This is a genomic window from Glycocaulis alkaliphilus, from assembly GCF_004000605.1.
In the GTDB taxonomy this organism is placed as follows: Bacteria; Pseudomonadota; Alphaproteobacteria; order Caulobacterales; family Maricaulaceae; genus Glycocaulis; species Glycocaulis alkaliphilus.
Map to the genome: position 1 here is coordinate 2,600,716 of NZ_CP018911.1, position 22,208 is coordinate 2,622,923.

The 22,208-nt window shown below is 63.8% G+C and carries 23 protein-coding genes and 2 tRNA genes; 8 read left to right on the forward strand and 17 right to left on the reverse strand.

Going from position 1 to position 22,208, the window contains the following annotated elements; all coding sequences use genetic code 11:
- Positions 1 to 5 precede the first annotated feature (5 nt).
- Entirely contained in the window at positions 6 to 980 is a 975-nt protein-coding gene (locus tag X907_RS12405) for an NADPH:quinone oxidoreductase family protein (RefSeq protein ID WP_127568475.1), read from the reverse strand.
- A gap of 171 nt (positions 981 to 1,151) precedes the next feature.
- Positions 1,152 to 1,946: an outer membrane protein gene (locus X907_RS12410; RefSeq protein WP_170175552.1), complete on the reverse strand. Its 795-nt coding sequence runs from the start codon at positions 1,944 to 1,946 to the stop codon at positions 1,152 to 1,154.
- A 184-nt stretch (positions 1,947 to 2,130) separates the two neighbouring features.
- On the opposite strand from X907_RS12410, the gene X907_RS12415 reads away from it, so the two are divergent.
- The 3 genes from X907_RS12415 to X907_RS12425 all read left to right on the forward strand — a co-directional run bounded on the left by X907_RS12415 (position 2,131) and on the right by X907_RS12425 (position 5,736).
- Positions 2,131 to 2,835: a TetR/AcrR family transcriptional regulator gene (locus X907_RS12415; protein WP_170175553.1), complete on the forward strand. Its 705-nt coding sequence runs from the start codon at positions 2,131 to 2,133 to the stop codon at positions 2,833 to 2,835.
- A 60-nt stretch (positions 2,836 to 2,895) separates the two neighbouring features.
- The gene (locus tag X907_RS12420; RefSeq protein WP_127568481.1) at positions 2,896 to 3,981 is read left to right on the forward strand and encodes an aromatic ring-hydroxylating oxygenase subunit alpha; all 1,086 of its coding nucleotides are present in this window, start codon (positions 2,896 to 2,898) and stop codon (positions 3,979 to 3,981) included.
- 126 nt (positions 3,982 to 4,107) lie between these two features.
- Positions 4,108 to 5,736: an AbgT family transporter gene (locus X907_RS12425; RefSeq protein ID WP_127568483.1), complete on the forward strand. Its 1,629-nt coding sequence runs from the start codon at positions 4,108 to 4,110 to the stop codon at positions 5,734 to 5,736.
- On the opposite strand, the gene X907_RS12430 is transcribed toward X907_RS12425, so the two are convergent.
- From X907_RS12430 to X907_RS12450, 5 genes are all read right to left on the reverse strand, one after another.
- Positions 5,737 to 6,879: an alpha/beta hydrolase gene (locus tag X907_RS12430; RefSeq protein WP_170175554.1), complete on the reverse strand. Its 1,143-nt coding sequence runs from the start codon at positions 6,877 to 6,879 to the stop codon at positions 5,737 to 5,739.
- A gap of 5 nt (positions 6,880 to 6,884) precedes the next feature.
- Positions 6,885 to 7,583, reverse strand: coding sequence for a ParA family protein (locus tag X907_RS12435; RefSeq protein ID WP_127568487.1), 699 nt, complete (start codon positions 7,581 to 7,583; stop codon positions 6,885 to 6,887).
- A 46-nt stretch (positions 7,584 to 7,629) separates the two neighbouring features.
- A complete protein-coding gene (locus X907_RS12440; protein WP_127568489.1) occupies positions 7,630 to 8,139 on the reverse strand; it encodes a bactofilin family protein in 510 nt (169 codons plus the stop codon).
- Between the two features lie 220 nt (positions 8,140 to 8,359).
- Entirely contained in the window at positions 8,360 to 8,767 is a 408-nt protein-coding gene (locus tag X907_RS12445) for a hypothetical protein (protein WP_127568491.1), read from the reverse strand.
- A gap of 156 nt (positions 8,768 to 8,923) precedes the next feature.
- Positions 8,924 to 8,999, reverse strand: a tRNA-Phe gene (locus X907_RS12450).
- A gap of 194 nt (positions 9,000 to 9,193) precedes the next feature.
- Between X907_RS12450 and X907_RS12455 the strand changes: the two genes are divergently transcribed.
- A complete protein-coding gene (locus tag X907_RS12455; RefSeq protein ID WP_127568493.1) occupies positions 9,194 to 11,875 on the forward strand; it encodes a TonB-dependent receptor in 2,682 nt (893 codons plus the stop codon).
- A 245-nt stretch (positions 11,876 to 12,120) separates the two neighbouring features.
- Here the strand turns inward: X907_RS12455 and lpdA are convergent, their stop codons facing one another.
- The 10 genes from lpdA to X907_RS14465 form a co-directional block, all read right to left on the reverse strand.
- The gene (lpdA, locus tag X907_RS12460) at positions 12,121 to 13,542 is read right to left on the reverse strand and encodes a dihydrolipoyl dehydrogenase (protein ID WP_127568495.1); all 1,422 of its coding nucleotides are present in this window, start codon (positions 13,540 to 13,542) and stop codon (positions 12,121 to 12,123) included.
- 222 nt (positions 13,543 to 13,764) lie between these two features.
- Positions 13,765 to 13,941 carry a DNA gyrase inhibitor YacG gene (locus X907_RS12465; protein WP_127568497.1) on the reverse strand — a complete coding sequence of 59 codons (177 nt, stop codon included), beginning with the start codon at positions 13,939 to 13,941 and terminating at the stop codon, positions 13,765 to 13,767.
- The gene (locus X907_RS12470) at positions 13,938 to 14,996 is read right to left on the reverse strand and encodes a ribonuclease E/G (protein ID WP_127568499.1); all 1,059 of its coding nucleotides are present in this window, start codon (positions 14,994 to 14,996) and stop codon (positions 13,938 to 13,940) included. The genes X907_RS12465 and X907_RS12470 overlap by 4 nt, the downstream gene beginning before the upstream one ends.
- Positions 14,996 to 15,583: a Maf family protein gene (locus tag X907_RS12475; protein WP_127568501.1), complete on the reverse strand. Its 588-nt coding sequence runs from the start codon at positions 15,581 to 15,583 to the stop codon at positions 14,996 to 14,998. Before X907_RS12475 ends, X907_RS12470 begins: the two co-directional genes overlap by 1 nt.
- A 10-nt stretch (positions 15,584 to 15,593) precedes the next feature.
- A complete protein-coding gene (gene infA, locus X907_RS12480) occupies positions 15,594 to 15,812 on the reverse strand; it encodes a translation initiation factor IF-1 (RefSeq protein WP_019961978.1) in 219 nt (72 codons plus the stop codon).
- Between the two features lie 132 nt (positions 15,813 to 15,944).
- Positions 15,945 to 16,364: an arsenate-mycothiol transferase ArsC gene (locus X907_RS12485; RefSeq protein ID WP_127568503.1), complete on the reverse strand. Its 420-nt coding sequence runs from the start codon at positions 16,362 to 16,364 to the stop codon at positions 15,945 to 15,947.
- Positions 16,361 to 16,846, reverse strand: a complete 486-nt coding sequence (locus X907_RS12490) for a UPF0262 family protein (protein ID WP_127568505.1) — start codon at positions 16,844 to 16,846, stop codon at positions 16,361 to 16,363. The genes X907_RS12485 and X907_RS12490 overlap by 4 nt, the downstream gene beginning before the upstream one ends.
- A complete protein-coding gene (locus tag X907_RS12495) occupies positions 16,843 to 17,292 on the reverse strand; it encodes a DUF2948 family protein (RefSeq protein ID WP_127568507.1) in 450 nt (149 codons plus the stop codon). Before X907_RS12495 ends, X907_RS12490 begins: the two co-directional genes overlap by 4 nt.
- Positions 17,289 to 18,557, reverse strand: a complete 1,269-nt coding sequence (murA, locus tag X907_RS12500) for a UDP-N-acetylglucosamine 1-carboxyvinyltransferase (RefSeq protein WP_127568509.1) — start codon at positions 18,555 to 18,557, stop codon at positions 17,289 to 17,291. The genes X907_RS12495 and murA overlap by 4 nt, the downstream gene beginning before the upstream one ends.
- 72 nt (positions 18,558 to 18,629) lie before the next feature.
- Entirely contained in the window at positions 18,630 to 18,800 is a 171-nt protein-coding gene (locus X907_RS14465; RefSeq protein WP_170175555.1) for a hypothetical protein, read from the reverse strand.
- A 428-nt stretch (positions 18,801 to 19,228) separates the two neighbouring features.
- Here X907_RS14465 and X907_RS12505 point away from each other — a divergent pair.
- The 4 genes from X907_RS12505 to X907_RS12520 all read left to right on the forward strand — a co-directional run bounded on the left by X907_RS12505 (position 19,229) and on the right by X907_RS12520 (position 22,205).
- Positions 19,229 to 19,303 (forward strand) — tRNA-Thr (locus X907_RS12505).
- A 381-nt stretch (positions 19,304 to 19,684) separates the two neighbouring features.
- Positions 19,685 to 19,807, forward strand: coding sequence for a hypothetical protein (locus tag X907_RS14685; protein WP_257791243.1), 123 nt, complete (start codon positions 19,685 to 19,687; stop codon positions 19,805 to 19,807).
- A gap of 124 nt (positions 19,808 to 19,931) precedes the next feature.
- Positions 19,932 to 21,395 carry an NfeD family protein gene (locus X907_RS12515; RefSeq protein WP_127568511.1) on the forward strand — a complete coding sequence of 488 codons (1,464 nt, stop codon included), beginning with the start codon at positions 19,932 to 19,934 and terminating at the stop codon, positions 21,393 to 21,395.
- A gap of 42 nt (positions 21,396 to 21,437) precedes the next feature.
- Positions 21,438 to 22,205: a slipin family protein gene (locus X907_RS12520; protein ID WP_170175598.1), complete on the forward strand. Its 768-nt coding sequence runs from the start codon at positions 21,438 to 21,440 to the stop codon at positions 22,203 to 22,205.
- Positions 22,206 to 22,208 lie beyond the last annotated feature (3 nt).

Below are 22,208 nucleotides of genomic sequence, written 5' to 3' on the forward strand. Positions count from 1 at the left end.
TGAAATCAGAAGGTGAGGATAACTTTCCCTTTCACCCGGCGTTCCATGATGTCGGCAAAGGCCTTGGCAAATTCGTCCAGCGGATAGGCGGCCGAAATGTGCGGCACGATCTTCCCGGCCTCGTAGAGATCAAACAGCTCTTTCATGTTCTGCGCGTTTTCGCGCGGATTGCGGCCCGCCCACGCGCCCCAGAACACGCCCAGAATGTCGCGGCTGTTCAGCAGGGCCAGATTGAGCGGCACTTTGGGGATCGGCCCGGCGGCAAAGCCAATGACTAGATAGCGCCCGCCCCAGCCCGTAGCCCGCAAGGCGGCTTCGGAATAATCCCCGCCCACAGGGTCATAGACAACGTCCACGCCCTTGTTTGCGGTGATCTCGCGCACGCGGGCTTTAAGGTCTTCGCTGGTATAATTGATCAGCTCGTCGGCCCCGCCTTCGCGCGCAATCTCCAGCTTCTCTGCCGAGCTCGCCGCTGCGATCACCTTCGCGCCCATTGCCTTGGCCAGCTGCACGGTGGCAAGGCCAACCCCGCCCGCAGCGCCCAGCACCAGCACGGTCTCGCCGGGTTTCAGCTTCGCGCGCTGTTTCAGCGCATGATAGGACGTGCCGTAAATCGTGGTGAAGGCAGCCGCGTGCTCAAAGCTCATCACATCAGGGATCGGAATTACCTGGGCTGCGGGGGCGACAGCCTGCTCGGCAAATCCGCCCAGCATGGTCGCCACGATCACCCGGTCGCCCGGCTTGAAGCCTGACGCACCCTTGCCAAGCTCGGAGACCACGCCGGCGCACTCCGTGCCCGGAATGAAGGGGAAGGGCGGCTGGGCCTGATACTTGCCCTCGACCAGAAGGATGTCGGGAAAGTTGACGCCTGCTGCCTTCACATCGACCTGCACAAAGCCCTCATTGAGCGGCGGAGCGTCCACTTCCGCCACTTCCAGATTCTCGTAGGGGCCAAATTCCTTGCAGATCAGAGCGCGCATGCGGATTGTCCTTTTCGTACTGGGTCAGGTCAGTTGCGCCAGACCTTAAAGGCTGGTGCCCGCCAAGGGCAATGCGCGAAGCCTGCACCTCCCGGACAAAAATGGCCCTGCGGCGGGCAAGAACCGCAGGGCCACTCGATCCGGCTTGCCGGATATTACTGACAGTCCGGACTAGAAGTAGAAGCGCACGCCCGCTTCCAGAATGTTGGAACGGTTCTCAATATCCAGCGTGGCCGGGAACAGGTTGACACTGAGATCCACATCCTGCGTCGCGCGGTAGCGATACCCGCCAAAGATCTGGACGCGGTCCGACACATCAAAGCTCGCGCCGGCCATCAGCTGGTAGGCGAACACCGTCTCGCGGCTATTGATGATATCGACATCGGACGGGTTAAAGCGGACCTTCACACTCGACGCGCCAATGCCCGCGCCGGCATAAAGCCCCAGCGGGCCTTCAAGATCGAAATCGTAATAGGCGTTGATCATGAAGCTGGTATTGCGGATCACGCCCCGCCCGTCAGCCACCAGATCAGCCACGGTCACGCCCAGCGCGGGCGAGCCGGTAATCAGGACAGCCGCATCAGCCGCCCCGATCGGGTTGCCGCCGACCGTCACATCGGTGTGGGTGTCGACATCGCTGGATGAATAGCCGATCTCGGCCTCAAAGCGCAGCCCACTCGCCAGGCGCCAGCCATAGGCTGCACTGACAAATCCGCCCGTATCGAACTCGGTGTTCCAGCCCAGCGGGGTGCCTGAGGCCAGCACGGTACCAGCCGGCACGGCAACGCCTTCACCGGTTGTGAAATCGCTGGTGAAGCTGCCGGAATTGGAGCTGTCGCTCTGGAAATTGAACCCGGCAGACGCCGAGACATATTGCTGTGCGGATGCACCCGCGGCCAGCGCCATGGCGAGCGCCGATGCGGCAAGACCCGTACGCAGGGCCGAAAGGCGGTTTGAGTAGCTCATCTCTGTCTCCTTCTTGGATGGCCGAAAGGGATATGCAATATCGGATATGCAATAGTAGATAAGAAGGACAAGGGCCCGGCGTGCTTTTGCGCAGACATGCGCCCGGCCGGGCAAGGCGCTGCAATCACAGAGGCGTCCGGCAGATGGCGAACGCCTCACGTGCAATGACAGGAGAAGTGTCGTAATGGACGAAGCAGCACCGGACCGATTCCCTGCGCCCGGAAACGACAACCAGACGGCAGACACGCCGCACGCCCTTCGCCCGGAGACGGCCATGACCGCGTCGCCCGCCCTGCACTCCGACCGTCAGCGCGAATTGCTGGACATGCTCTCCGTCGCGGCCGTCGCTGACCGTTCAGGGCCGGTTTCCTTGCGCCAGTTCGCCATAAGGGCGGGTGTGTCGGAGCCGACGCTGCGCCATTTCTTCAAGGACCGCCAGGGCGTCGTCATCGCCATTTTGCACCATTTCGCGCGGCAGGCCGGCGCATGGCTTGCCCTGTCTGCCTCCCCCGCAGACACGCTGGAAACCGCGGTGAAGGGCTATCTCGATCTGGCCCTGCAGGGCTTTGACAATTCGCTCTTCGTGCAGGCTCACGCGTTTGCACTGGTGGAATCCATTCATGACCCGGTTGTCGGGCGGGCCTATCTCGACATCGTCGTTGAGCCGTCGCTGCAAGCCATTGAGGCACGCCTTGGCCCAAGTCTTGACCCGGAGGGCCACAACCCTGACCGGGTGCGCCATGGCGCACTGGCGCTCTACTCCACCATGCTGTTTGCGATACTGCACCAGCGCCTGCTCCATGGCGACGAGGCGAGGCCTCTGGCCATGAACGCCTTTTTTTCCGATCTCGTGACCCTGTTCGGCGGCGGGCTGGCACCAAAGGCTTGATAATGCGCCGCCAGCCTCCGATAACCGGACCGTCTGTGATGACCGGGAGCCGACTTTTCCATGTTTCTGCGTAATATCTGGTATTATGCCTGCCCGGCCTCGGACCTGAAGCCCGGCAAGATGCTGCACAAGGTTCTCCTGGGCGAGCCGGTCGTGTTTGCGCGCGGCAGTGACGGCGCGGTGTTCGCCTTGCGCGATCTGTGTCCGCATCGCGGCGTACCGCTCTCGGCCGGGCGCCTGTGCGCGGCAGGCAGCACGGTGGATGGAAAGACGCTGGGCGAGCCCCAGATCGAGTGCCCCTATCATGGCTGGCGGTTCGGCCCCGACGGCGCATGCAAGGCCATACCCGCTCTGGTCACCGGCCAGGAAATGGATATTGGCCGGATCCGGGTGCGGCGCTATCCGGTGCGCGAGCTGCAGGGCAATATCTGGATATGGATGCCCATGGCCAGTGACGGTCCGGTGCTGGACGACACGCCAGAGCCTGATCACGAACCCCCGGTCATGCCGGAAGTGGGCGAGCGTTCGCCCACCCTGATCGAACGCATGGTCTTCGACTGCCATGTCGATCACGCCGTTATCGGCCTGATGGATCCCGCGCACGGGCCTTATGTCCACCGCTCGGTCTTCTGGCGCTCGGAAAAATCCATGCACGAGAAGGAAAAAGCGTTCGGGCCAAGCGAGCTGGGCTTCACCATGCTGCCGCACACGCCGTCGAAAAACTCGCGCTTTTACAAAATCCTCGGCGGCAATCTGACCACCGCGATCAGCTTCCGCCTGCCGGGCGTCCGGGTGGAGCACATCACCGCAGGCACGCGCGGCCACGTTGTCGGGCTGACATCAGTGACCCCGCTCACCGAAACATCCACCGAGGTGACACAGAGCTTCTACTGGACACTGCCCGTTCTGGGTGCGCTGAAGCCCGTGCTGCGGCCCTTCGTGCGCTCCTTCCTGAAACAGGATGGCGACATGGTGAACATCCAGAAGGAAGGCCTGAAGTTTGATCCCCGCCTGATGCTCATCAATGACAGCGATGTGCAGGCAAAATGGTATTTCCGGCTGAAGGACGCCTGGGAGAAGGGCGGCGGCGCGCGCACCGGCTTCGAGAACCCGGTACAACCTGCGAGCCTGCGCTGGCGTAGCTGAGGCACGCGCAGGACTGGACCCGGCCAGCCGCGCCGGGCATGGTAGGCGCTTCCCCCCCCCAGCAGTTGACGAGTTTGCCCGGTGACAGAGACGAGCCCTGCAACACGCGCCGAGAAGCGCGGCGCCATGACCCGCTTTCTTGATGGTGTGGAATGGCTGGGCAATCTCCTGCCTCATCCTGTCACCCTTTTTGCGATCCTGGCCGGCCTGATGATCCTGGCCTCTGGCCTGTTTGGCGGCGTGATGGAAGTGGCTGTGGAAGACCCGCGCCCCGAAGGCGCGAGCGGACGCGCAGCCGATGGCATGATCCGCGCCGTCAGCCTGATGAATGAAGATGGCTTCCGGCGCATCTTCACCAGCCTCACCACCAATTTCACCAGCTTTGCGCCGCTAGGCGTCGTGCTGGTGGCGATGCTGGGCGTCGGCGTGGCGGAGAAATCAGGGCTTCTGTCTGCCGCCGTGCGTTCCATCGTGCTCGGCGCGAACCGGCATACCGTCACCGTAGCCGTGGTGTTTGCAGGCGTGCTCTCCAACACCGCATCGGAGATGGGTTATGTGGTTCTGGTGCCGCTGGCGGGCGCGGTGTTCTACGCGCTGGGACGCCATCCGCTCGCCGGCATGGCCGCCGCCTTTGCGGGCACATCGGGCGGCTATAGCGCGAACCTGCTGATCGGCACGATCGACCCCCTGCTGGCGGGCATCACGACCGAGGCCGCGCAGCTGATTGATCCGGGCTATGTCGTCTCGGCGCCCGCCAACTGGTATTTCATGGTGATCTCGACCTTCATGATCACGGTCGTCGGTTCGCTCGTCACCATTTTCATCGTCGAGCCGAAGCTGGGCAAATACGATTCCAGCCGCGCCGACCCGGCCGTCCTCGACAAGAACATGATGCAGCCGGTATCCGGCGCAGAGAAGAAGGGCCTGGTCTGGGCGGGTATCGCCACTTTGGCTGTCTTTGCCGCCATGGCCTGGACGCTGATGGGCGACGAACTCTCGCTAAGCCTCCCCTTTATCGGCTCGCTGTTCTCGTTTGGGGTGCCTGACTGGCTGCCCGGCTGGGGCGCGCTGCGCAATCCCGATACCGGCTCCATCTTCCAGCAGGCGCCCTTCTTCACCGGCTTCGTGACCTGGATATTCCTCTTCTTCCTCATCGTCGGCTTTGCCTATGGCCGCGCCGCCGGGACGATGAAGAATGACCGGGATGTGATTGACGGCATGGCGTCTGCCATCTCCACGCTCGGCCTCTACATCGTGCTGGTCTTCTTCGCCGCCCAGTTCGTTGCTTTCTTTGGCTGGTCGAACCTCGGCGCGATTACCGCCGTCACCGGCGCACAATTCCTCACAGACACCGGCATGACCGGCCCGGCCATTTTCATCGGCTTCATCCTGATGTGCTGCTTTGTGAACCTGATGCTGGGCTCGGCCAGCGCGCAATGGGCGGTGACCGCGCCCATCTTCGTGCCCATGCTGATGCTGGTGGGCTATTCGCCCGAAGTGATCCAGGCCGCCTACCGGATCGGGGATTCATCGACCAATATCATCACGCCCATGATGAGCTATTTCGGCCTGATCCTCGCCTGGATGACGCGCTATGACAAAAACTTGGGTATCGGCACCGTCATCGCGATGATGCTGCCCTACTCGGTTGCCTTCCTGGTCATCTGGGTCGCGCTGTTCTTCCTGTGGACCTTCGGCCTTGGCCTGCCGGTCGGTCCGGGATCGCCGACCTTCTACGAGATGCCCGCGGGGTAGTTACTGTTGGCGCGCGCCGGTGCCTTCAATGGCGCCGGCGGCCGCTGCGGCAGGCGCCAGGATGATCTCGGTTGCCTGGCGGACCACATTGACCGAAAGGCTCAAAGGACCGCGCACGCCGCCCGCCTGGGCCGCTGGCTCCACCCCGAAATCGCGCGTTCCGGCGAACAGGGCAATCAGCTGCGGCGACATGGACACTGTGGAATGGCGCATCGGGTCTGCCGTATCGAAGCTGGACACATCGACCACGGTGAGGCGCAGATCGGCCACTTCCTCGACCGAACGCAGGGAACCCAGCCGGTCGGTCTGGCCGCGCAGCACCGCCGAGGCGCGCAAGGCCCGGTCACGGGTGGAGGTGAAGACAATGAAGTCAATATCGGAGGCTTCACCGATGACGGTGAGCTGACTGCGGAACACGTCCACGCTCAGATCCGGTGACATCAGGGCCACCTGCCCTATCCGGTTCAGGACCTCGGCATCGTTGGCATCAGACAGGTCACGCAAGGTTTCCAGCGTCAGCATCGACCCCATGGAATGGGCAATGATCATGATCCGGTCTGCCTGCGCGCGCGAGGCAAGGCGCAGCGTGTCGGCAAGCCCGTCCCGGCTGATGAACACGCTGTCGAGATCGTAGGCGTAATAGCGCGGATCCCCCGCGCTCGGCCAGGCAAAGTAGAGCGGCACGCCGGGTATCTCGAAATCGTGCATCATCTGGGCGAAGCGGAACAGGCCGCTGCCAAACGTCTCGTTATACCCGTGTACGAAAATGACAAGGATGCGCTCCTCCTCGTCGAGCTGGGAGAGCTTTCGGTTCAGCGTGTCGAGGAAGACATCCTGCCCGCTGAGCGTTTCAGCGAATGCCAGAGTGAAATGGCGCATCGGATCGGGCGTGCCGCGCGGGTAGCGGATGCGGCCCGGCTCGCGGTCTGGCGGAATGGAAACCGTATGCACGCCGTAGCTGAGCGTCTCCGAGCGCTCGCGCCCGAACAGAGTCGCGTCATCGGTTGGTGCGCGGCCCGAAACCGTCAATACCGGCTGACGGGCGACGTCCCGCGGCAACTCCTCGAACTGGGCGACGCTAAGAGTGGGCGCACAGGCGCTGACACATAGCAGGGCCAGCATGGCCGAGACGGCATTGCGCAACGCGGTTACCCCTGACGGGATCGCATTTGCCGCAGCGCAAAAGTTTCCGCCGACATCCATCGGAAAAAGTCACCATTCTCGAGGAAAACCGAGGCGATATTCGCGTCACCCGGCTCGAAGTGGAAGACTTCGCGCAAAGTACGTGAGAACGCAAGTGCAGGCGCTATCCGGACCGAGTGCCCGCGGAACGCATCGCGGATGCGCAAGGCGTGATCATCGCTGAACACCTGATTGGGCACCAGCATGATGCGCGGCTTCACCCCTGACGCCTCCGCCATGCGGCTGGCGGCCTCCTCCAGCTCCGGCAGGTAGGCCTTGGTGGCCATGATATCGGCATCGGACACAGCGACGGGCACGAAAATGGCATCTGGCTGGATCGCCGGAACCATGGTGCTGGCAGGAAAGCCCGCCGGCGTATCCACAAACAGGACATCGCTGGAGGCACGCCGGTTATCCAGCGCAGACCGGACGGCATCGGGCGCAACCCTGTGCCCCTCGCCGTGTTCGTCAGCGAGGTAAAAGGACTGCACGCCCGAGCCGGAGAACCGGCGGACAGCATTGTATGTCGTGCGCAGACGATCGAAATCGATCACGCACACCCGCAGATCGTATGTCGCGGCAAAATGGATGGCGCTGAGAAAGGCAAGCGTGCTCTTTCCCGCACCACCCTTGGCGTTTGCGAACATAACGGTGGTGCAGCTCATGGCCCTGCCGTCCTGGCTTCCTCAACTGACACGGTCAGCGTGCAGATCAGGATTCGCTATCGTCGGAATCTGAGGCCGGCGAGGTATCGGCGGGCTTGGGCGCCGAGCCTGTATCACGTGCCGATTGCGAGATTGCCGAGCGCAGATTGCTGAGCGATGACGTCCCTTCCGTGCGGGTCGCGCGGCCTTGCGTATTGATCTGGCCGACCAGCTGGGCGCCCTCATGGGCTTCCAGCGAACCGTAGGTGATCTGGCCTTCAATGCGCCCGGCTTCGCGGATGGTCAGCTTGCCCGACAGGACCAGCGTGTCTTCCACGCTGCCCATGATGTCGGCCGTCTCGCTGGAGATGTCGCCCGCGACATGCCCCTTCTCGCCAACGATCAGGTGAACAGCGCGCAGCTTGCCGCTGAACTGGCCGTCGATACGCGCGGCACCGTCAACATCGAGGACAGCCCCTTCCACGGAGCATTTTTCGCCCATGAAGAAGGCGAGATCCTCGCCATTGTCGGGAATGCCGTTCTTGGTGGGCTTGGAGGCAGAAGAGGAATTGCTCATGAGGGGACCCCAGCTCTTTTGTGATTTATTGCAGTGCTAGCCGAAAGGCGGGCACTTATCCAGCACCGGACTGAGCGCAAGAGCAAGCCCTTGATACCATTATTCACAAGTGTATGGGCCTTGCCGCTGGCTGCACGCTGCAAACAGTACCCGGACAGGCATGCCGGCGCGCGCGGACGCCCTGAAGAAGAGTGGTGACGGCAGGGTGATTCCCCGCGCGCTAGTTCACGCCGCGCAGGAACTGATTGCCGCTATTGGGAATGCACGCCTGGCCGTTAAAGGCGGAGTTGAAGGTTCCATACACAACGCCATAGCTGCCCGGACGGGTCGTGGAACTATAGCCACGGCCATTATTGGCCCAGGACGGGCACGGATAGCTGGCCGCTCCGTAGACAGGCACAGGGGCATAGCCATATCCCTGATTGCCCTGATTGCCCTGATTGCTGTAGCGGCGGATCGAAGCGCGCTGGCGCTCAAGGCAGGCATTGCTGAAACCGGCGCGGCTGCCATCCGGGCGGTAGACCGTGCAGCGTTCATAATCGCCGCTGGAGAGCGCCTGGGCAAAGGTGGGAGCGGGGACGGCAACAAGCGAAGCAAGGGCCAGAACGGCGATACCAGCACGCGGCATGTGATTCCTCCTACACGGCTAAAACCTCGACCCGCAAGGGCAAGGCAGGCTGTGTGCGCCAGCATGAACGCGCCATGAACGCGCTTGCCGGCAACAACAGGGCTCCAGCATGCGCGCGCCAGCGCGTCTGTGCATCTGAAATTTAAGGAAAGGAAATGGTGCCCAGGGCCGGAATCGAACCAGCGACACGCGGATTTTCAATCCGCTGCTCTACCAACTGAGCTACCTGGGCACACTCCGAAATCGGAGAGCGCGGTTTATAGGGCCGGTTTTTGCCCCTGTCCATGGGGGTTGGCGCATCTGGCGCCCATGCTTTGCACATGAACGCCGCGTGCTATGTAAACGCCTGTCACGCCTTGCCCGGCCTGGTGTGCGCTGCTAACCGGCTCCACCCGACCCGCTTCCTGCCTGATGAGACATCATCCCATGAACGCCATCCTTCGCGGCCTTCTGGCCAGCACGGCCCTGTGCGCCCTCACCCAGACCGCCCTGGCGCACGACACAGACGCGCCGCGCGAAATCATCACCATCACGGGCGGCCGCGCACCGGGCGCGCTGGAAGCAGACCGGCCCGTCTCCGTGATCAGCCGTGATGAGATCGACGCGGCTGGCTTCGCCCGTATCGGCGAGGCGCTGGTCTTCCAGACCTTCGTGACAGGGTCGGAGTTCAACGAGGATCCCGGCACGCAGAACGACACCTCAGGCACGTCCAACGTAAACCTGCGCGGGCTGGGCCTTGGCGCGACGCTGGTACTGGTCAATGGCCAGCGCCAGACAATGGCGAGTGTTGCCGCCGACGATGGCTCCAGCTTTGTCGATTTTAACGCCCTGATGCCCTCGCTGGCTGTAGAGCGGGTGGAAATCCTGCGCGACGGCGCTTCGCCGGTGTACGGCGCAGACGCGGTGGCCGGTGTCATCAATGTCATCACGCGCGACCGGTTTGACGGCGTTGAAACCTTCGCGGAATGGCGCGGGCCGACAGAATTTTCCGGCTCCGGTGCGGGCTATACGGTTGGCGCCATTGCGGGGCGAGCGTTTGATAACTGGCATGTCACCGGCGCTGTCGAGTGGTTTGACCGGCAGGGGCTTGAAGGATTTGAAACCCCGTTCGCGCCCGGCACGGGCCTCTCCTCGCTCGGCCAGCCGGGCTCCTTCTACATCCTCGCGCCCGGCGGCGGATTTGAAGTGACCAATGCCAGCGGCGGCCCGGCTCCCGTGCTTGATCCTGATTGCGTGGCAGCGGGCGGACGGCCCATAGCCACCGGCGCGCAGACAGCCTTCGGCCAGATCGGCTCGTGCGGGCTGGATTTCGGCCAGTTCTTCTCGGTGTTGACCGATGAGGAGCGGCTCTCCGGCTTTGCCGCGATTTCGGGCGATTTCGGCGATACACGTATCGCGCTGCGCTTCGCAGGCGCGGGGCAGAATGTGGAGCGCGGCAACTCGCCCTCGCTGGCAAACTTGCGCTTCCCCACCATCTCCGCCAGCCAACCCGCCAACCCGTTCGGGCGCGATGTGATCTGGCTTGGCCGCCCTCTGGGTGAGCGCGCGGGCGCAGCGCGGCGGGAGTTTGAGCATCGCACCTGGCGCGCCGAGGCGAGCCTTGAGCACGATATTCAGGCCCTGAACCGCGACTGGAGCCTGAGCGCCGATCTGACTTACTCGCGCAATACGCTGCGGGCGACCATCACCGATACGCTGGCCGATAATTTCGATGCCGCGATCCTAGGCTTTGGCGGGGCGGACTGCCCGGTGCGCGCACCGGGGCAAGGCGTGGCGGCGGGCGACCAGTCGCAGGGCTGCTTCTTCTTCAACCCGTTCGGCTCTGGCGGGCTGGTCACCGACCCGTCCGACCCGCGCTATAATGACCCCGCCGTCATCGATTACATGATCGGCGAGAATGTCCGCAACTCGCATGCAGACCTCGTGACGGGCGAATTTACAGCGGCGACCGACGCACTGTTCACCCTGCCTGCAGGCCCGGTCTCGGCCGCCTTTGGTGTCCATCTGCGCCGGGAGAGCTACCGCGTTGACCATGGCGATGATTTCAACGCGGACAATTTCCTCTTTATCGTCGGCGGGCCGGACTATGCGGGCGCACGCAGCGCACAGGCCGTCTTCGCCGACGCGATCCTGCCGCTGACTCACGCCTTGCGCCTGCAGCTTGCTGCCCGCCATGAGCGTCAGGGCGATTTTTCGTCCACCGACCCGCGCGTGGCGGCAGCCTTTGATGTGAACGATGCCCTCACCTTACGCGCCTCCTGGTCGCGCTCCTACCGCGCGCCGTCCTTGCATCAGGAAGTCTCAGCGACGACCACGCTGCAATCGCTGACCATCGGTACGCAGGCCTTGTTCCGCCCGGTGCGCACGGTCGGCAATCCCGATCTTGATCCCGAGCGCGCGCAGACCTTCTCGGCTGGCGTCTCTGCAAGGGTTTCAGGCATCAACGCCACCGTGGATGCGTGGCGGGTACGCTATGAAGACCTGATCGTCCGTGAAAGCGCCAATGCGATCATCGCCGCGGATCTGGCGGATAATGGCCAGTTTGACGATCCGCGTATCGAGCTCTCCCCGGCGGGCGATGTGGTGCTGGTGCGCGCCGCCTTCGTCAATGCGCCGCGCGTCGATGCGTCGGGCATTGATCTGGCTCTGCGTGGTGATCCGGTCGATCTGGCGCGCGGATCATTGGGGTGGGGCGTGGACGCCAGCTGGATTGGCGAGTTCACGATTGTGGACCCTGTGCTGAACCGCGAGATCGACGCGCTCGGAAGCCGCAACTTCACCAATTTCGCCCGCTCTGTACCCGACTGGCGCGCCAGCGCGTATCTGGACTGGACCAGCGGCGCGTTCGGGGTTCGCGCGGGCGTGCGCCATATTTCCGGATACCGCAATGATGAGGGCGCGGGCAGCGATGTGGAAAGCTGGACCGTGCTGGACCTGCAGGGCCGCTATACGCTTGATCTGGCGGGCACTGCCCTGACCCTCACCGCCGGGGCACTGAACATCACTGACGAGGCCGCGCCTTTCGTGCCGACGCCTCTGGGCTATGATACCAAGGTGCATGACCCGCGCGGGCGGGTGGCCTATGTGCGGGTTGGGGCGAGGTTTTAATTGATGCTCAGCCCATCCGGGCTTCGCTCCTCGCATTAGCTCGGGCCCGCGTTCGCGCTTGCGGCGCTGCGCGCCGTCTGGGTTCCGGGTCTGCGCTCCGCTCCGCCCGGAATGACGATTTGTGGTGTCTCCCCCCGCTTGCGGGGGGAGTGGTCCGAAGGACCGAGGGGGGGGGACTCGAAAAAACTCCCCCCTCCGCCTTCTTCGAAGGCACCTCCCCCGTGAACGGGGGAGGAAAACAGCTATCAAGCCGGAATATGGATCGGGTGGCCCAGAGCCGCCAGCGCAGCCTCGGCAAAGCACTCGGTCAGCGTCGGGTGGACATGGATCGTGCCGGCAATGTCCTCAAGGCGGGCGCCCATCTCGATAGCCAGCGCAAACTCGCCTGAGAGCTCGCTGACATGCTTGCCGACGGCGTGGATGCCAAGGATCACATGATCGCTCTCGCGCGCGGTGATGCGGACGAAACCGCCATCAGCCCCGCCCTCCATGGAGAGCGCCCGGCCTGAGGCGGCCAGCGGGAACTTGCCGGTGATGACGTTCTCGCCCTTCTTCTTCGCTTCGTCCGGCGTCACGCCGACGCCGACAATCTCCGGCTCGGTGAAGCACACGGCGGCGATTGAATTGGGATCGAACCGGCGGCGATGCCCGGCGATGACCTCTGCCACGAGTTCGCCCTGAGCGGTCGCCTTGTGGGCCAGCAGCGGCTCGCCCACCAGATCACCAATAGCATAGACGCCGCGCATGGGCGTGCGGCACTGATCATCGATCTTCAGGAACGGCCCGTCCATGTCGAGACCCATATTCTCAAGGCCCCAGCCTTCGGTGACGGGCTTGCGCCCCACCGCCACCAGAATGCGGTCGGCTTCCAGCTTCTCTGCCTTGCCGGAGGAATCCTCGAAGACGAGGAAACTCTTGCCGTCCTTCTCCTCAACACCCTTGGCGCGGGCTTTGAGATGGACATTGATCTTGTGGCGTTTGAGCCATTGCGTGATCGGGCGCGTCATCTCGCTATCGTAAAGCGGCAGGATGGCGTCAGCGGCTTCAACGAAGCTGACCTCGCTGCCCATCTTGGCGAACGCGATGCCCAGCTCCAGCCCGATATAGCCTGCGCCGACGACCACCAGCTTTTTGGGCAGTTCGGTCAGTTCCAGCGCGGCCGTGGAGCCGATCACCTTGTCACCAAAGGGCAGGAAGGGCAGCTCGGTTTCTTTTGAGCCGGTGGCCAGGATCACGTTCTCGGCCTGAATGGTCAGCGTCTTGCCGTCTTCCAGCTCGACCGTGCAGGTCTTCGCATCGGAGAATACCGCCCAGCCGGAAACCGCTTCGACCTTGGCGCTTTTGAGGAGCTGGCCGACGCCCTTGGTCAGCTTGCCAACGATCGTGTCCTTCCAGGCGGTGACGCCTGCCATGTCCAGCACGGGCGCGGCTTTGAGCGATATGCCAAGCGATCCCTCGCCCACATGCCCGGCCATTTCCTCATACTTGGAGGCCGCATGGATGAAGGCCTTGGAGGGGATGCAGCCCCGGTTGAGGCACGTGCCGCCAAGGCCATGCTTGTCCACGATCACCGTATCAAGGCCGAGCTGGCCTGCGCGGATGGCCGCCGGATAACCGCCCGGTCCGCCGCCGACAACGAGAACCTGACATTTGCGAATATCGGCCATGGGGCTTCCTCCGTCTGGATGTTTGGCGGGTGTTTAGCGTGGCAAGGCGCATGCGGGAAGGGCGCGGGTGTGGTGGGGGTGTCCTCCCCCGTTTACGGGGGAGGTGTCTGGCTTGCCAGACGGAGGGGGAGCTTGTTTCGATAATCCCCCCCCCTCGCCGCTTCGCGGCACTCCCCCCGTAAACGGGGGGAGACAACGCATGGCCATGACAGCTTTGAGAGACTACTCCCCCTCCTCCGGGGGCAGGGCCTCGGGCGATACCGGCTCGCCCGGAACCGCGTAGGAATTCGACAGCCATTTTTGCAGATCGAGATCGCTGCAGCGTTTCGAGCAGAAGGGCCGGAACTCATGCACCACCGGCTTGCCGCACATCGGGCATTTGGCCTTGGCGCTCATCATACCCTCCCGGCGGAAAAGCCACGCGGCGGGAGGCGGTCAGAAAGTTTCAGGGTGAAGCGGGCACCCAGACGCGAGGCCATCGCCTTGTTCCAGCCAACAGGATCACGGGTCAGCCAGTCATGCACGTCCGGGCCAGCTTCCAGCACAAGCTGGCTGGCGCGGTTGGCTTTGCCTTCAGCCTCCAGCGCGCGCAAGGCGGCGAGGGAAGCGGTCTCAAGGCTCTCCACGCCGAAGCGCTCCCACATCTGCTCGTGCAGGGCGCGGCCGAGGCGCTGGCGGGCCAGCTCGACAATGGCAAAGCGCGATGAGGGCGCGATGTCCACCTTGGCCGGATCATTCTTGAAGGCCGATTTCAGCGTGGCTTCCAGCGCCGTCTGGTCACCCTTTTTCTTCAGCGGCAGGAAGTCGATGGCCACAACACCGCCAATGCCGCGCAGGCGAATCTGGCGGGCCGCCTCGCGCGCAGCGGTACGGTTCAGATCAAAGGCGAAATTGCCCTTCCCGCCGGTGCGGCCCGCGGCATCCACATCGATGGCGGTCAGCGCCGTCACCGGCTCGATGATGAGGCGTCCTCCGCCATTGAGCGGCACATCGGCGTCCAGCGCGGCCTCGAACTCGGCGTCGAGATCAATGCCGGCCTTGGCGGCCTGTATGATGGGCGCGTCATTCAGCCCGGACAGGCGCTCTGCCAGCGGCGGCGCGGTAAGGAGGGCTTCTGGCGCGTCGCCCGGCTCCACCTCATGGAGGACAAGGGTCGGGCCTTTTTCCTGAAACGCCTCGCGCGCGATCTGCACGCCAATGCCAGCGCCTTCATGGAAGCCGGCAGGGCGGCCAGCTGCGCCGAAGGGCAGAAATCCGTCCGGGCCGCGCCCTATATCCAGAAACGCACCATTGAGCTGCGGCTCGATACGGCGCACGCGGGCACGGTAAATTTCGCCGCGTATGGCGCGGCTCTTGCGCTCGCTCCAGCGCTCCAGATGCAGCTCCACCGCGCGGTCGCCCCCAAAGATCGCGGCGCGGGTCTCGCCGACATGCTCAGCGACGATAATGCGCATCAGGACGCGCTCCCCGGACGGTAGCCAAGGCCAATGAGCAATTGGCGGGTCTCATAGACGGGCAGGCCCATCACGCCGGTATAGCTGCCGGTGATCTGGATGATGTGCGCGCCGAACCGGCCCTGAATGCCATAGCCGCCCGCCTTGCCCTGCCATTCACCGCTGGCGATGTATTCATCGATCTCCTGCGCGCTCAGGCGTTTGACCGCTACGCGCGTCATGGAGAGGCGGCTGGATACCCGGCCATCGGGCGCGCGCACCGCCACGCCGGTAAAGACGCGGTGATTGCGCCCGGAAATCAGCGCCAGGCAGGCGCGCGCTTCCTCTTCAGTTTCGGTCTTGGGCAATATGCGCCGGCCCACGCCGACCACGGTGTCGCTGGCCAGCACGAAATCGCCCGCATGGCCGGCAGCACCGAGCTTTTCCAGCGTCAGGCGCAGGGCCAGATCGCGCGGCAGCTCTCCTGCGCGCTCGGTTTCGTCAATATCGGTGGGGGCTACCAGATCAGGCGCAAAGCCGATCTGCGCAAGAAGATCGCGCCTGCGCGGCGAGGCACTCGCCAGAACAAGGCGCGCATCTGCAGGCATGGCTACTGCCCTACTTGAAGCGGTAGGTGATACGGCCCTTGGTCAGGTCGTAGGGCGTCATCTCGACCAGCACCTTGTCACCGGCCAGCACGCGGATGCGGTTCTTGCGCATCTTGCCGGCGGTGTGGGCAATGATCTCGTGGTCGTTTTCCAGCTTCACCCGGAAAGTGGCATTCGGCAGGAGTTCGGTGACCTCACCGGGAAACTCCAGCAATTCTTCCTTCGCCATGCAGCTCCTCTTGTCTGGCATCAGGCAGGCTGTTCCCTCATCGTGATGGAATCAGCCTTCACCCCGCGCGGCGCGTGGCGGGCTATATAGTCCCTATAGTGGGCTGACGTCGAGCCTTGCGGCAGTATTGGCTCACACGGCCATGGTATCGATGCGTGATTTCAACGCATCGCGGATGGCGCGGTAGGCCTCCAGGCGTGCCTCGCGGCTGCCTTCAATCTCTGCCGGGTCGGCAAAATGCCAGTGCTCGATGCGGGCCTTCGCACGCTGCGCCAGCGCTCTGGCCGCCTCATCGGCTTCCGGCGCGAGGCACACTACCAGCGTGCCGGGTCCGGCGCTGACATCCTCCAGCCCTTGCGGTTCAAAGCTGGAAAGATCAGCACCCTCTTCACGCATCACGGCGATCATGAACCCGTCGGCGCAACTGGCCGGTTCGATACCGCACGATTGCACACGCGCTTCGTCGCCAAAGCGGGCGCGCCACAGCGCCTCGGCCATGGGCGAGCGCACAGAATTGCGGCCGCACACGAATACCAGATCGGGGGCGCTCACGCAGATCTCCGGTGCAGGGCACAGATCAGGGTGAAGAGGCGCCTTGCCGTGTCGAAATCGACATCGATCTTGCCCTCCAGCCGCTCTTTGAGAAGCGTGGAGCCTTCATTGTGGACGCCCCGGCGGCCCATATCCACCGCCTCGATCTGCGCGAGCGAGGCATCGCGCACCGCCTCGTAATAGCTTTCGCAGATGAGGAAATAGTCCTTCAGTATGCGGCGTAGCGGCCCCAGCGAGAACACGAACATGCGCACAGGCGTGCCGTCCTCTGCGCTGACATCAAAGACGAGGCGCTGCTCCTCGATGGCAAGGCGCAGCCGGTAGGGGCCGCCCGGCCCGTCTTCCGGGCGGAAGCGATTGGCTTCAAGCAGGTCGGCAATCGCCACGCGGCGCTCATGCTCGACGTTTTCCTCCGCCTTGCCGATGCTGGCGGCATCCAGCTCGATCGCGATCAGCCGGTCTTCAGGGGCGTGTTCGCTCATGGCGCGCCTTCGCTTTCATGGTCGGGACGTGCCGACGCTTTCCAGGGCGCGGACACATCGGCGAGTACCAGATCAACGCACTCAACCTCGACTTTGAGCGCGCCGCCACCGGCAAAGGTGAAGACCAGCGTGCCGGACGGGTCTTCCGCCCCGCCCGCAGGCTCAAAGGTCAGCGAGAGCAGGGAGACAAAGGCATCCGGCGCGCCCTTGCGCAAGCGCTGGGCCTTTACAGATGTGACCGAACCGATCTGCAGGCCGGAGCGTATGCGCTCCCCCTTGCCAGCCGGCTTTTCCCAGCGGTAACGCGTGAAGACGGCCGTGAAGCGCCGGGCGCGCGCCTCGAATTTGAGGTCAGCAATGCGCGCAATCGCATCCTGCAGCGCAGCCGATACCGGCGCGACATCACCCTCGTCCTGACCGATGAGGCGTAATGGCTTGCTGCTCATGCCTCTTCCTTCTCCCGGCGTATATCGGCCCCGCAGGCCGACAGCTTTTCCTCAAGCCGTTCAAAGCCGCGGTCAAGGTGATAAACGCGCGAGACGATGGTTTCTCCCTCCGCCGCCAGCCCGGCGATGACCAGCGACACCGAAGCGCGCAAGTCCGTGGCCATGACCGGCGCGCCTTTCAGGGGCGCAGGCCCGCGCACAACCGCCTCATTACCGCGCACATCAATGCGCGCGCCCAGCCGGGTCAGCTCTGGCGCGTGCATGAAGCGGTTTTCAAATATCGTCTCACGGATGACAGACGCTCCCTCGGCCAGGCACATCAGCGCCATGAACTGGGCCTGCAGATCGGTCGGGAAGCCCGGATAGGGCGCGGTCTGCATGTCGACGGCCTTTAGCGGCCCGTCGCGCACGATACGTACCGAGGTGTCACCCTCCTCCACCATCACGCCGGCCTCGCGAAGGTCCGCCCACAGCGCCTGATTATGCGCCGGCACCATGCCGGTCAGGGTGACATCCCCGCCCGCCGCCGCCGCCGCCATGGCATAGGTGCCGGTCTCGATCCTGTCGGCCACTACGGGCCATACGGTGGCATTGAGCACCGGGACGCCCTCAATCGTGATCGTGCCGGTTCCAGCCCCGGAGACTTTCGCGCCCATGGCATTGAGGCAGTTGGCGAGATCCTCGATCTCCGGCTCGCGCGCGCAGTTTTCCAGCTTCGATGTGCCCTTCGCCAGCACAGCGGCCAGCATGGCGTGCTCGGTCGCGCCTACGGAAACAAACGGAAAGACGATATGCCCGCCTTTGAGGCCGCCTGCAGGCGCGTCCGCCAGCACATAGCCTTCTTCCAGCGTGATTTTCGCGCCCAACGCCTCCATGGCTTTCAGGTGCAGATCGACAGGGCGCGCGCCGATGGCACAGCCGCCGGGCAGGGAGACCTTCGCCTTGCCCTCGCGCGCCAGCAGCGGACCCAGCACGTTGAAGGTCGCGCGCATCTTGCGCACCAGATCATAAGGGGCGGTGGTGCCGGTAAGATTCGCGGCCGTCAGGCTCAGCCGGTTGCCCGACTGCTCCTCAGCCTTCACGCCCAGATGGGCCAGCAGATGGGCCATGAAGCGCGTATCGGCCAGGCGCGGCATGTTTTCCAGCAGGAGCTCGCCTTCGGTCAGAAGGCTTGCCGCCATCAGCTTCAGGGCCGAATTTTTCGCGCCGGAAACCGGAATGGTGCCGGAAAGCGGCTGTTTCCCGCGAATGACAATGCGATCCATGAAAACGGTCCTGAAAACGGGTGGGGCGAGGCGGCAATACGCCTGCCATGTAGGATGGGGCTTGTCCCTATCCTAGCCCTGACCGGCGGGCTTTGTGCCAGTCGTTTTTTCAGCGCCGCCTTTCGCCGGTCTGGCGGCTGCCTTGCGCCGGCGCAGATTGGCGCGCAAAGCCTCGGCCAGACGCGCCTCGCGGCTGTCTGATCCGGCTGGCTGCTGTGAGCCCTTGTCGGACTTTTTGGTCATGGGTCTGGTGTGACGCCAAGCGGGTGGGCGGTCAAGCGGGGGGATTGGGTTTCGCGAATGTCCGGCTCGTTTCTCCGGTTTCTATCTTGGAACCTCTCAACCGGGTTCCCGGGCTTGACCCGGGATCCATGCTTACAGCCATCGACCGCTCCCATGGATCCCGGCTCGGGGGCCGGGAACCCGGCGGAAACGGCAATGCCCTCTGGGCCAGAGAGCCGCTCCGGCGCGCAGCGCCGCAAGGCCGAACGGCCGCCCGCGCTCGTGCGCGGAACAACGCAGCCCGGCCTGCCCCTGCGGAGACGGGGGATGGGCTGCGGAACTAGAACGCTCCCCCTGCAACAACCGCAAGCGCGCCCTTGGCGCGGCTGCAAACTTGGGCTATACGCCCCGCTCCGGTAGGGCAGGCCTCGCGCCGCCCGGCACCGAAGGCCGCTATAGCTCAGGGGTAGAGCGTTCCCTTGGTAAGGGAGAGGTCGAGTGTTCAATTCACTCTAGCGGCACCATTTTTCCTCAGTTTGGCTGTCTACCGACCTTAAAAATGGCGGTTATCGCAAGCGCCCTCAGCCAGCTTGCGCTTCGGCGATCTTTGATAAATGCTCAGAAATATCTGGACTTGCACCAGAGCCTCAGGTGAAAGCCGTTACCGATGAATGCTGCGTCTGACGCCATAGCTGTTCATAATGAACGCACCAAACTGTTTGCGTGATTTGTAAATGCCATTGCAATCGGTCTTATAGGATTTGCGGTTCTAAGACCTCTGACTGATGATCCCGTTAGCGTTACATGGCTGTCGGTTTGGTGGGGTGCTACCGGGCTGGCATTACACGGGCTTTCGCACTATATTCTGCGGTATCTGATCTCGTCCGCAGAGACGGAAAAGCGCCATGACGCTGTTTGAATTTCTCATTCCTCTTATCGCTTTCGCCGTTGTCGGCGCGGGCATCTGGATGCTGCGCCGCGAAGCGCGCGGGCTTGAGAAGCACCTGGGCCGCTTTCCCGCCGAATAAGCCCCTTCCGGCAGCGCAATCAGAGAAACCGTTCCAGAAGGCGGATTCATCCCCCTTCCGCATTGGGCTTTCGCCATTTCCGGGTTAGATTTGCTGTCAGGTCACCAGCTGACGGAACCCCTCCATGTCCGTGTTGCGATTATCCTCTGCGAAACTCCTGCTGACGCCTGTGCGGCTATTGTGCGCGGGCCTCATCGCGCTCGGCGCAGTGATGCTGGCCGCAGGCGCGCTGGCGCGGCAGGCTGAAAGCGCCAACGGCACCGTCCATCTGGTCAGCCTGCAGGGCGCTATCGGTCCGGCGCGGGCAGGCCATGTGGTGCGTGCGATCGAGCGCGCAGCCAGCGAGGCGGACGCTGTCATCATCGAGATGGATACGCCAGGCGGCCTGGTTGATGCGATGCGCGACATCAATAATGCCATTCTCGCCTCGCCTGTGCCGGTAATCGTCCATGTTGCGCCCACCGGCGCGCGCGCCACCAGCGCCGGAGCCTATATCCTCTATGCGGCCCACGTGGCCGCGATGGCGCCGGGCAGTACGGTCGGCGCAGCAACGCCTGTGACCATGGGCGGCGCGCCGGGAAGCCCGCCGCAAACGCCCGATGAGGGCGAAGAGGAGAGCAATGAGCCCGGCAGTGCGCTGGAAGAGGCCGCGCGCCAGCGCTCCGAACCTGCCACCCGCCAGGCGCCGGGCAATGACGAAGCCATGCGCAACAAGATGGTCAACGATTCGGTGGCCTATATCCGCGCGCTGGCAGAGCTGCGCGGGCGCAATGGCGACTGGGCCGAGCGCGCCGTGCGTGAAGGCGTGAGCCTGACCTATAGCGAGGCGGTGAACGAGAACGTTGCGGACTTCGTTGCCGGATCGACGAGCGAACTTCTGACCCTCGCCAGCGGCCGCACGGTGATGCTGGGCGATGGCAGCGAGATCACGCTGGCGCTCGAAGGCGCGGCGGTGGAGCGGGCCGAGATGAGCCTCCCCACGCAGATTCTCACCGTCATCACCGATCCGAACATCGCCTTTCTGGTGCTCAATCTCGGCTTTATCGGGCTTCTTGTGAGCTTCTATAACGGGCTGGAGCCGATCACCTTCGTGGCGGGCCTCATCTGCATCATAGTCGGGCTTTATGCGCTCAATACCCTGCCCCTGAACTATGCAGGCGCGGCGCTGATCGTACTGGGGCTGGGCCTGCTCATCGCGGAAGTATTCGTTGCCTCTTACGGATTGCTGGCGCTCGGCGGTGTGATCGCCTTTGCCATCGGCGCGCTGATGCTGGTCGATACCGATGTGGAAGGCCTGCGCATTGACTGGCCCATGGTGCTGGTGATGAGCGCGATCATGGGCGTGTCGGTACTGCTGGCTGGCAGTTACGGCCTCGCCGCGCAGGCGCGCAAGGTGGTGACAGGCCGCGAAGGCCTGACGGGCGCTACCGGCACCGTGCTAAGCTGGCTCAATGGCGCTGGCCATGTTCAGGTCGAGGGCGAGCGCTGGCAGGCTGTGTCCTCTGAAGATCTGCAACCCGGAGACACGGTAAAAGTCGTGTCGGTGGACGGGCTGACAGTAAAAGTGAAATCATCTGGCCGGGGCTGACGCACCGGAAAACCAGTCGCAAGGGAGAACGCTGTGGCGGAACTGGGCATGAATATCGGCTTTCTGTTGGGTCTGGCGGCTGTGGTGTTCGCCCTCCTGTCGTCGGCGATCAAGATTTTGCGCGAGTATGAGCGCGGCGTGGTGTTCACGCTCGGACGCTATTCGGGAACCTCAGGTCCGGGCCTGATCATCCTCATTCCCATCCTGCAGCAGATGGTGAAGGTGGATCTGCGCATCGTCGCCGAGGACGTGCCCAGCCAGGATGTCATCAGCCAGGACAATGTCTCGGTGCGCGTCAACGCCGTGCTCTATTACCGCATTGTCGACCCGCAGCGCGCCATCAATCAGGTCAGCGATTTCCGCGAGGCGACCAGCCAGCTCGCCCAGACCACGCTGCGCTCGGTACTCGGCAAGCATGATCTCGATGAAATGCTCTCCCAGCGCGACAAGCTGAACGAGGACATCCAGTCCATTCTGGACTCCCAGACCGAGGCCTGGGGCATCAAGGTCTCCAATGTCGAGATCAAGCATGTCGATCTGGATACATCCATGATCCGCGCCATCGCCCGCCAGGCCGAGGCCGAGCGCGAACGGCGCGCGAAAGTCATCATCGCCGAGGGCGAACAGCAGGCGGCCGCCAAGCTGGCCGAGGCCGCAGAAGTGCTCGCCGGTCAGGATGGCGCGATGCAACTGCGCTATCTCGGCACCTTGCAGGAGATTGGCGGCAAGGGCTCGAATACGATCGTCTTCCCGATGGCCGGCGATCTCATCGCGAACCTCACCGCGCCGCGTGGCGGAGGCCAGAGCTGACCG

Excerpts from the sequence above, each read along its gene's own strand:
- X907_RS12405 (WP_127568475.1), bottom strand. The coding sequence starts at position 980 with ATGCGCGCTCTGATCTGCAAGGAATTTGGCCCCTACGAGAATCTGGAA.
- X907_RS12410 (WP_170175552.1), bottom strand. The coding sequence starts at position 1,946 with ATGAGCTACTCAAACCGCCTTTCGGCCCTGCGTACGGGTCTTGCCGCA.
- X907_RS12415 (WP_170175553.1), top strand. The coding sequence starts at position 2,131 with ATGGACGAAGCAGCACCGGACCGATTCCCTGCGCCCGGAAACGACAAC.
- X907_RS12420 (WP_127568481.1), top strand. The coding sequence starts at position 2,896 with ATGTTTCTGCGTAATATCTGGTATTATGCCTGCCCGGCCTCGGACCTG.
- X907_RS12425 (WP_127568483.1), top strand. The coding sequence starts at position 4,108 with ATGACCCGCTTTCTTGATGGTGTGGAATGGCTGGGCAATCTCCTGCCT.
- X907_RS12435 (WP_127568487.1), bottom strand. The coding sequence starts at position 7,583 with ATGAGCTGCACCACCGTTATGTTCGCAAACGCCAAGGGTGGTGCGGGA.
- X907_RS12440 (WP_127568489.1), bottom strand. The coding sequence starts at position 8,139 with ATGAGCAATTCCTCTTCTGCCTCCAAGCCCACCAAGAACGGCATTCCC.
- X907_RS12445 (WP_127568491.1), bottom strand. The coding sequence starts at position 8,767 with ATGCCGCGTGCTGGTATCGCCGTTCTGGCCCTTGCTTCGCTTGTTGCC.
- X907_RS12455 (WP_127568493.1), top strand. The coding sequence starts at position 9,194 with ATGAACGCCATCCTTCGCGGCCTTCTGGCCAGCACGGCCCTGTGCGCC.
- lpdA (WP_127568495.1), bottom strand. The coding sequence starts at position 13,542 with ATGGCCGATATTCGCAAATGTCAGGTTCTCGTTGTCGGCGGCGGACCG.
- X907_RS12465 (WP_127568497.1), bottom strand. The coding sequence starts at position 13,941 with ATGATGAGCGCCAAGGCCAAATGCCCGATGTGCGGCAAGCCGGTGGTG.
- X907_RS12470 (WP_127568499.1), bottom strand. The coding sequence starts at position 14,996 with ATGCGCATTATCGTCGCTGAGCATGTCGGCGAGACCCGCGCCGCGATC.
- X907_RS12475 (WP_127568501.1), bottom strand. The coding sequence starts at position 15,583 with ATGCCTGCAGATGCGCGCCTTGTTCTGGCGAGTGCCTCGCCGCGCAGG.
- infA (WP_019961978.1), bottom strand. The coding sequence starts at position 15,812 with ATGGCGAAGGAAGAATTGCTGGAGTTTCCCGGTGAGGTCACCGAACTC.
- X907_RS12490 (WP_127568505.1), bottom strand. The coding sequence starts at position 16,846 with ATGAGCGAACACGCCCCTGAAGACCGGCTGATCGCGATCGAGCTGGAT.
- X907_RS12495 (WP_127568507.1), bottom strand. The coding sequence starts at position 17,292 with ATGAGCAGCAAGCCATTACGCCTCATCGGTCAGGACGAGGGTGATGTC.
- murA (WP_127568509.1), bottom strand. The coding sequence starts at position 18,557 with ATGGATCGCATTGTCATTCGCGGGAAACAGCCGCTTTCCGGCACCATT.
- X907_RS14465 (WP_170175555.1), bottom strand. The coding sequence starts at position 18,800 with ATGACCAAAAAGTCCGACAAGGGCTCACAGCAGCCAGCCGGATCAGAC.
- X907_RS14685 (WP_257791243.1), top strand. The coding sequence starts at position 19,685 with ATGACGCTGTTTGAATTTCTCATTCCTCTTATCGCTTTCGCCGTTGTC.
- X907_RS12515 (WP_127568511.1), top strand. The coding sequence starts at position 19,932 with ATGTCCGTGTTGCGATTATCCTCTGCGAAACTCCTGCTGACGCCTGTG.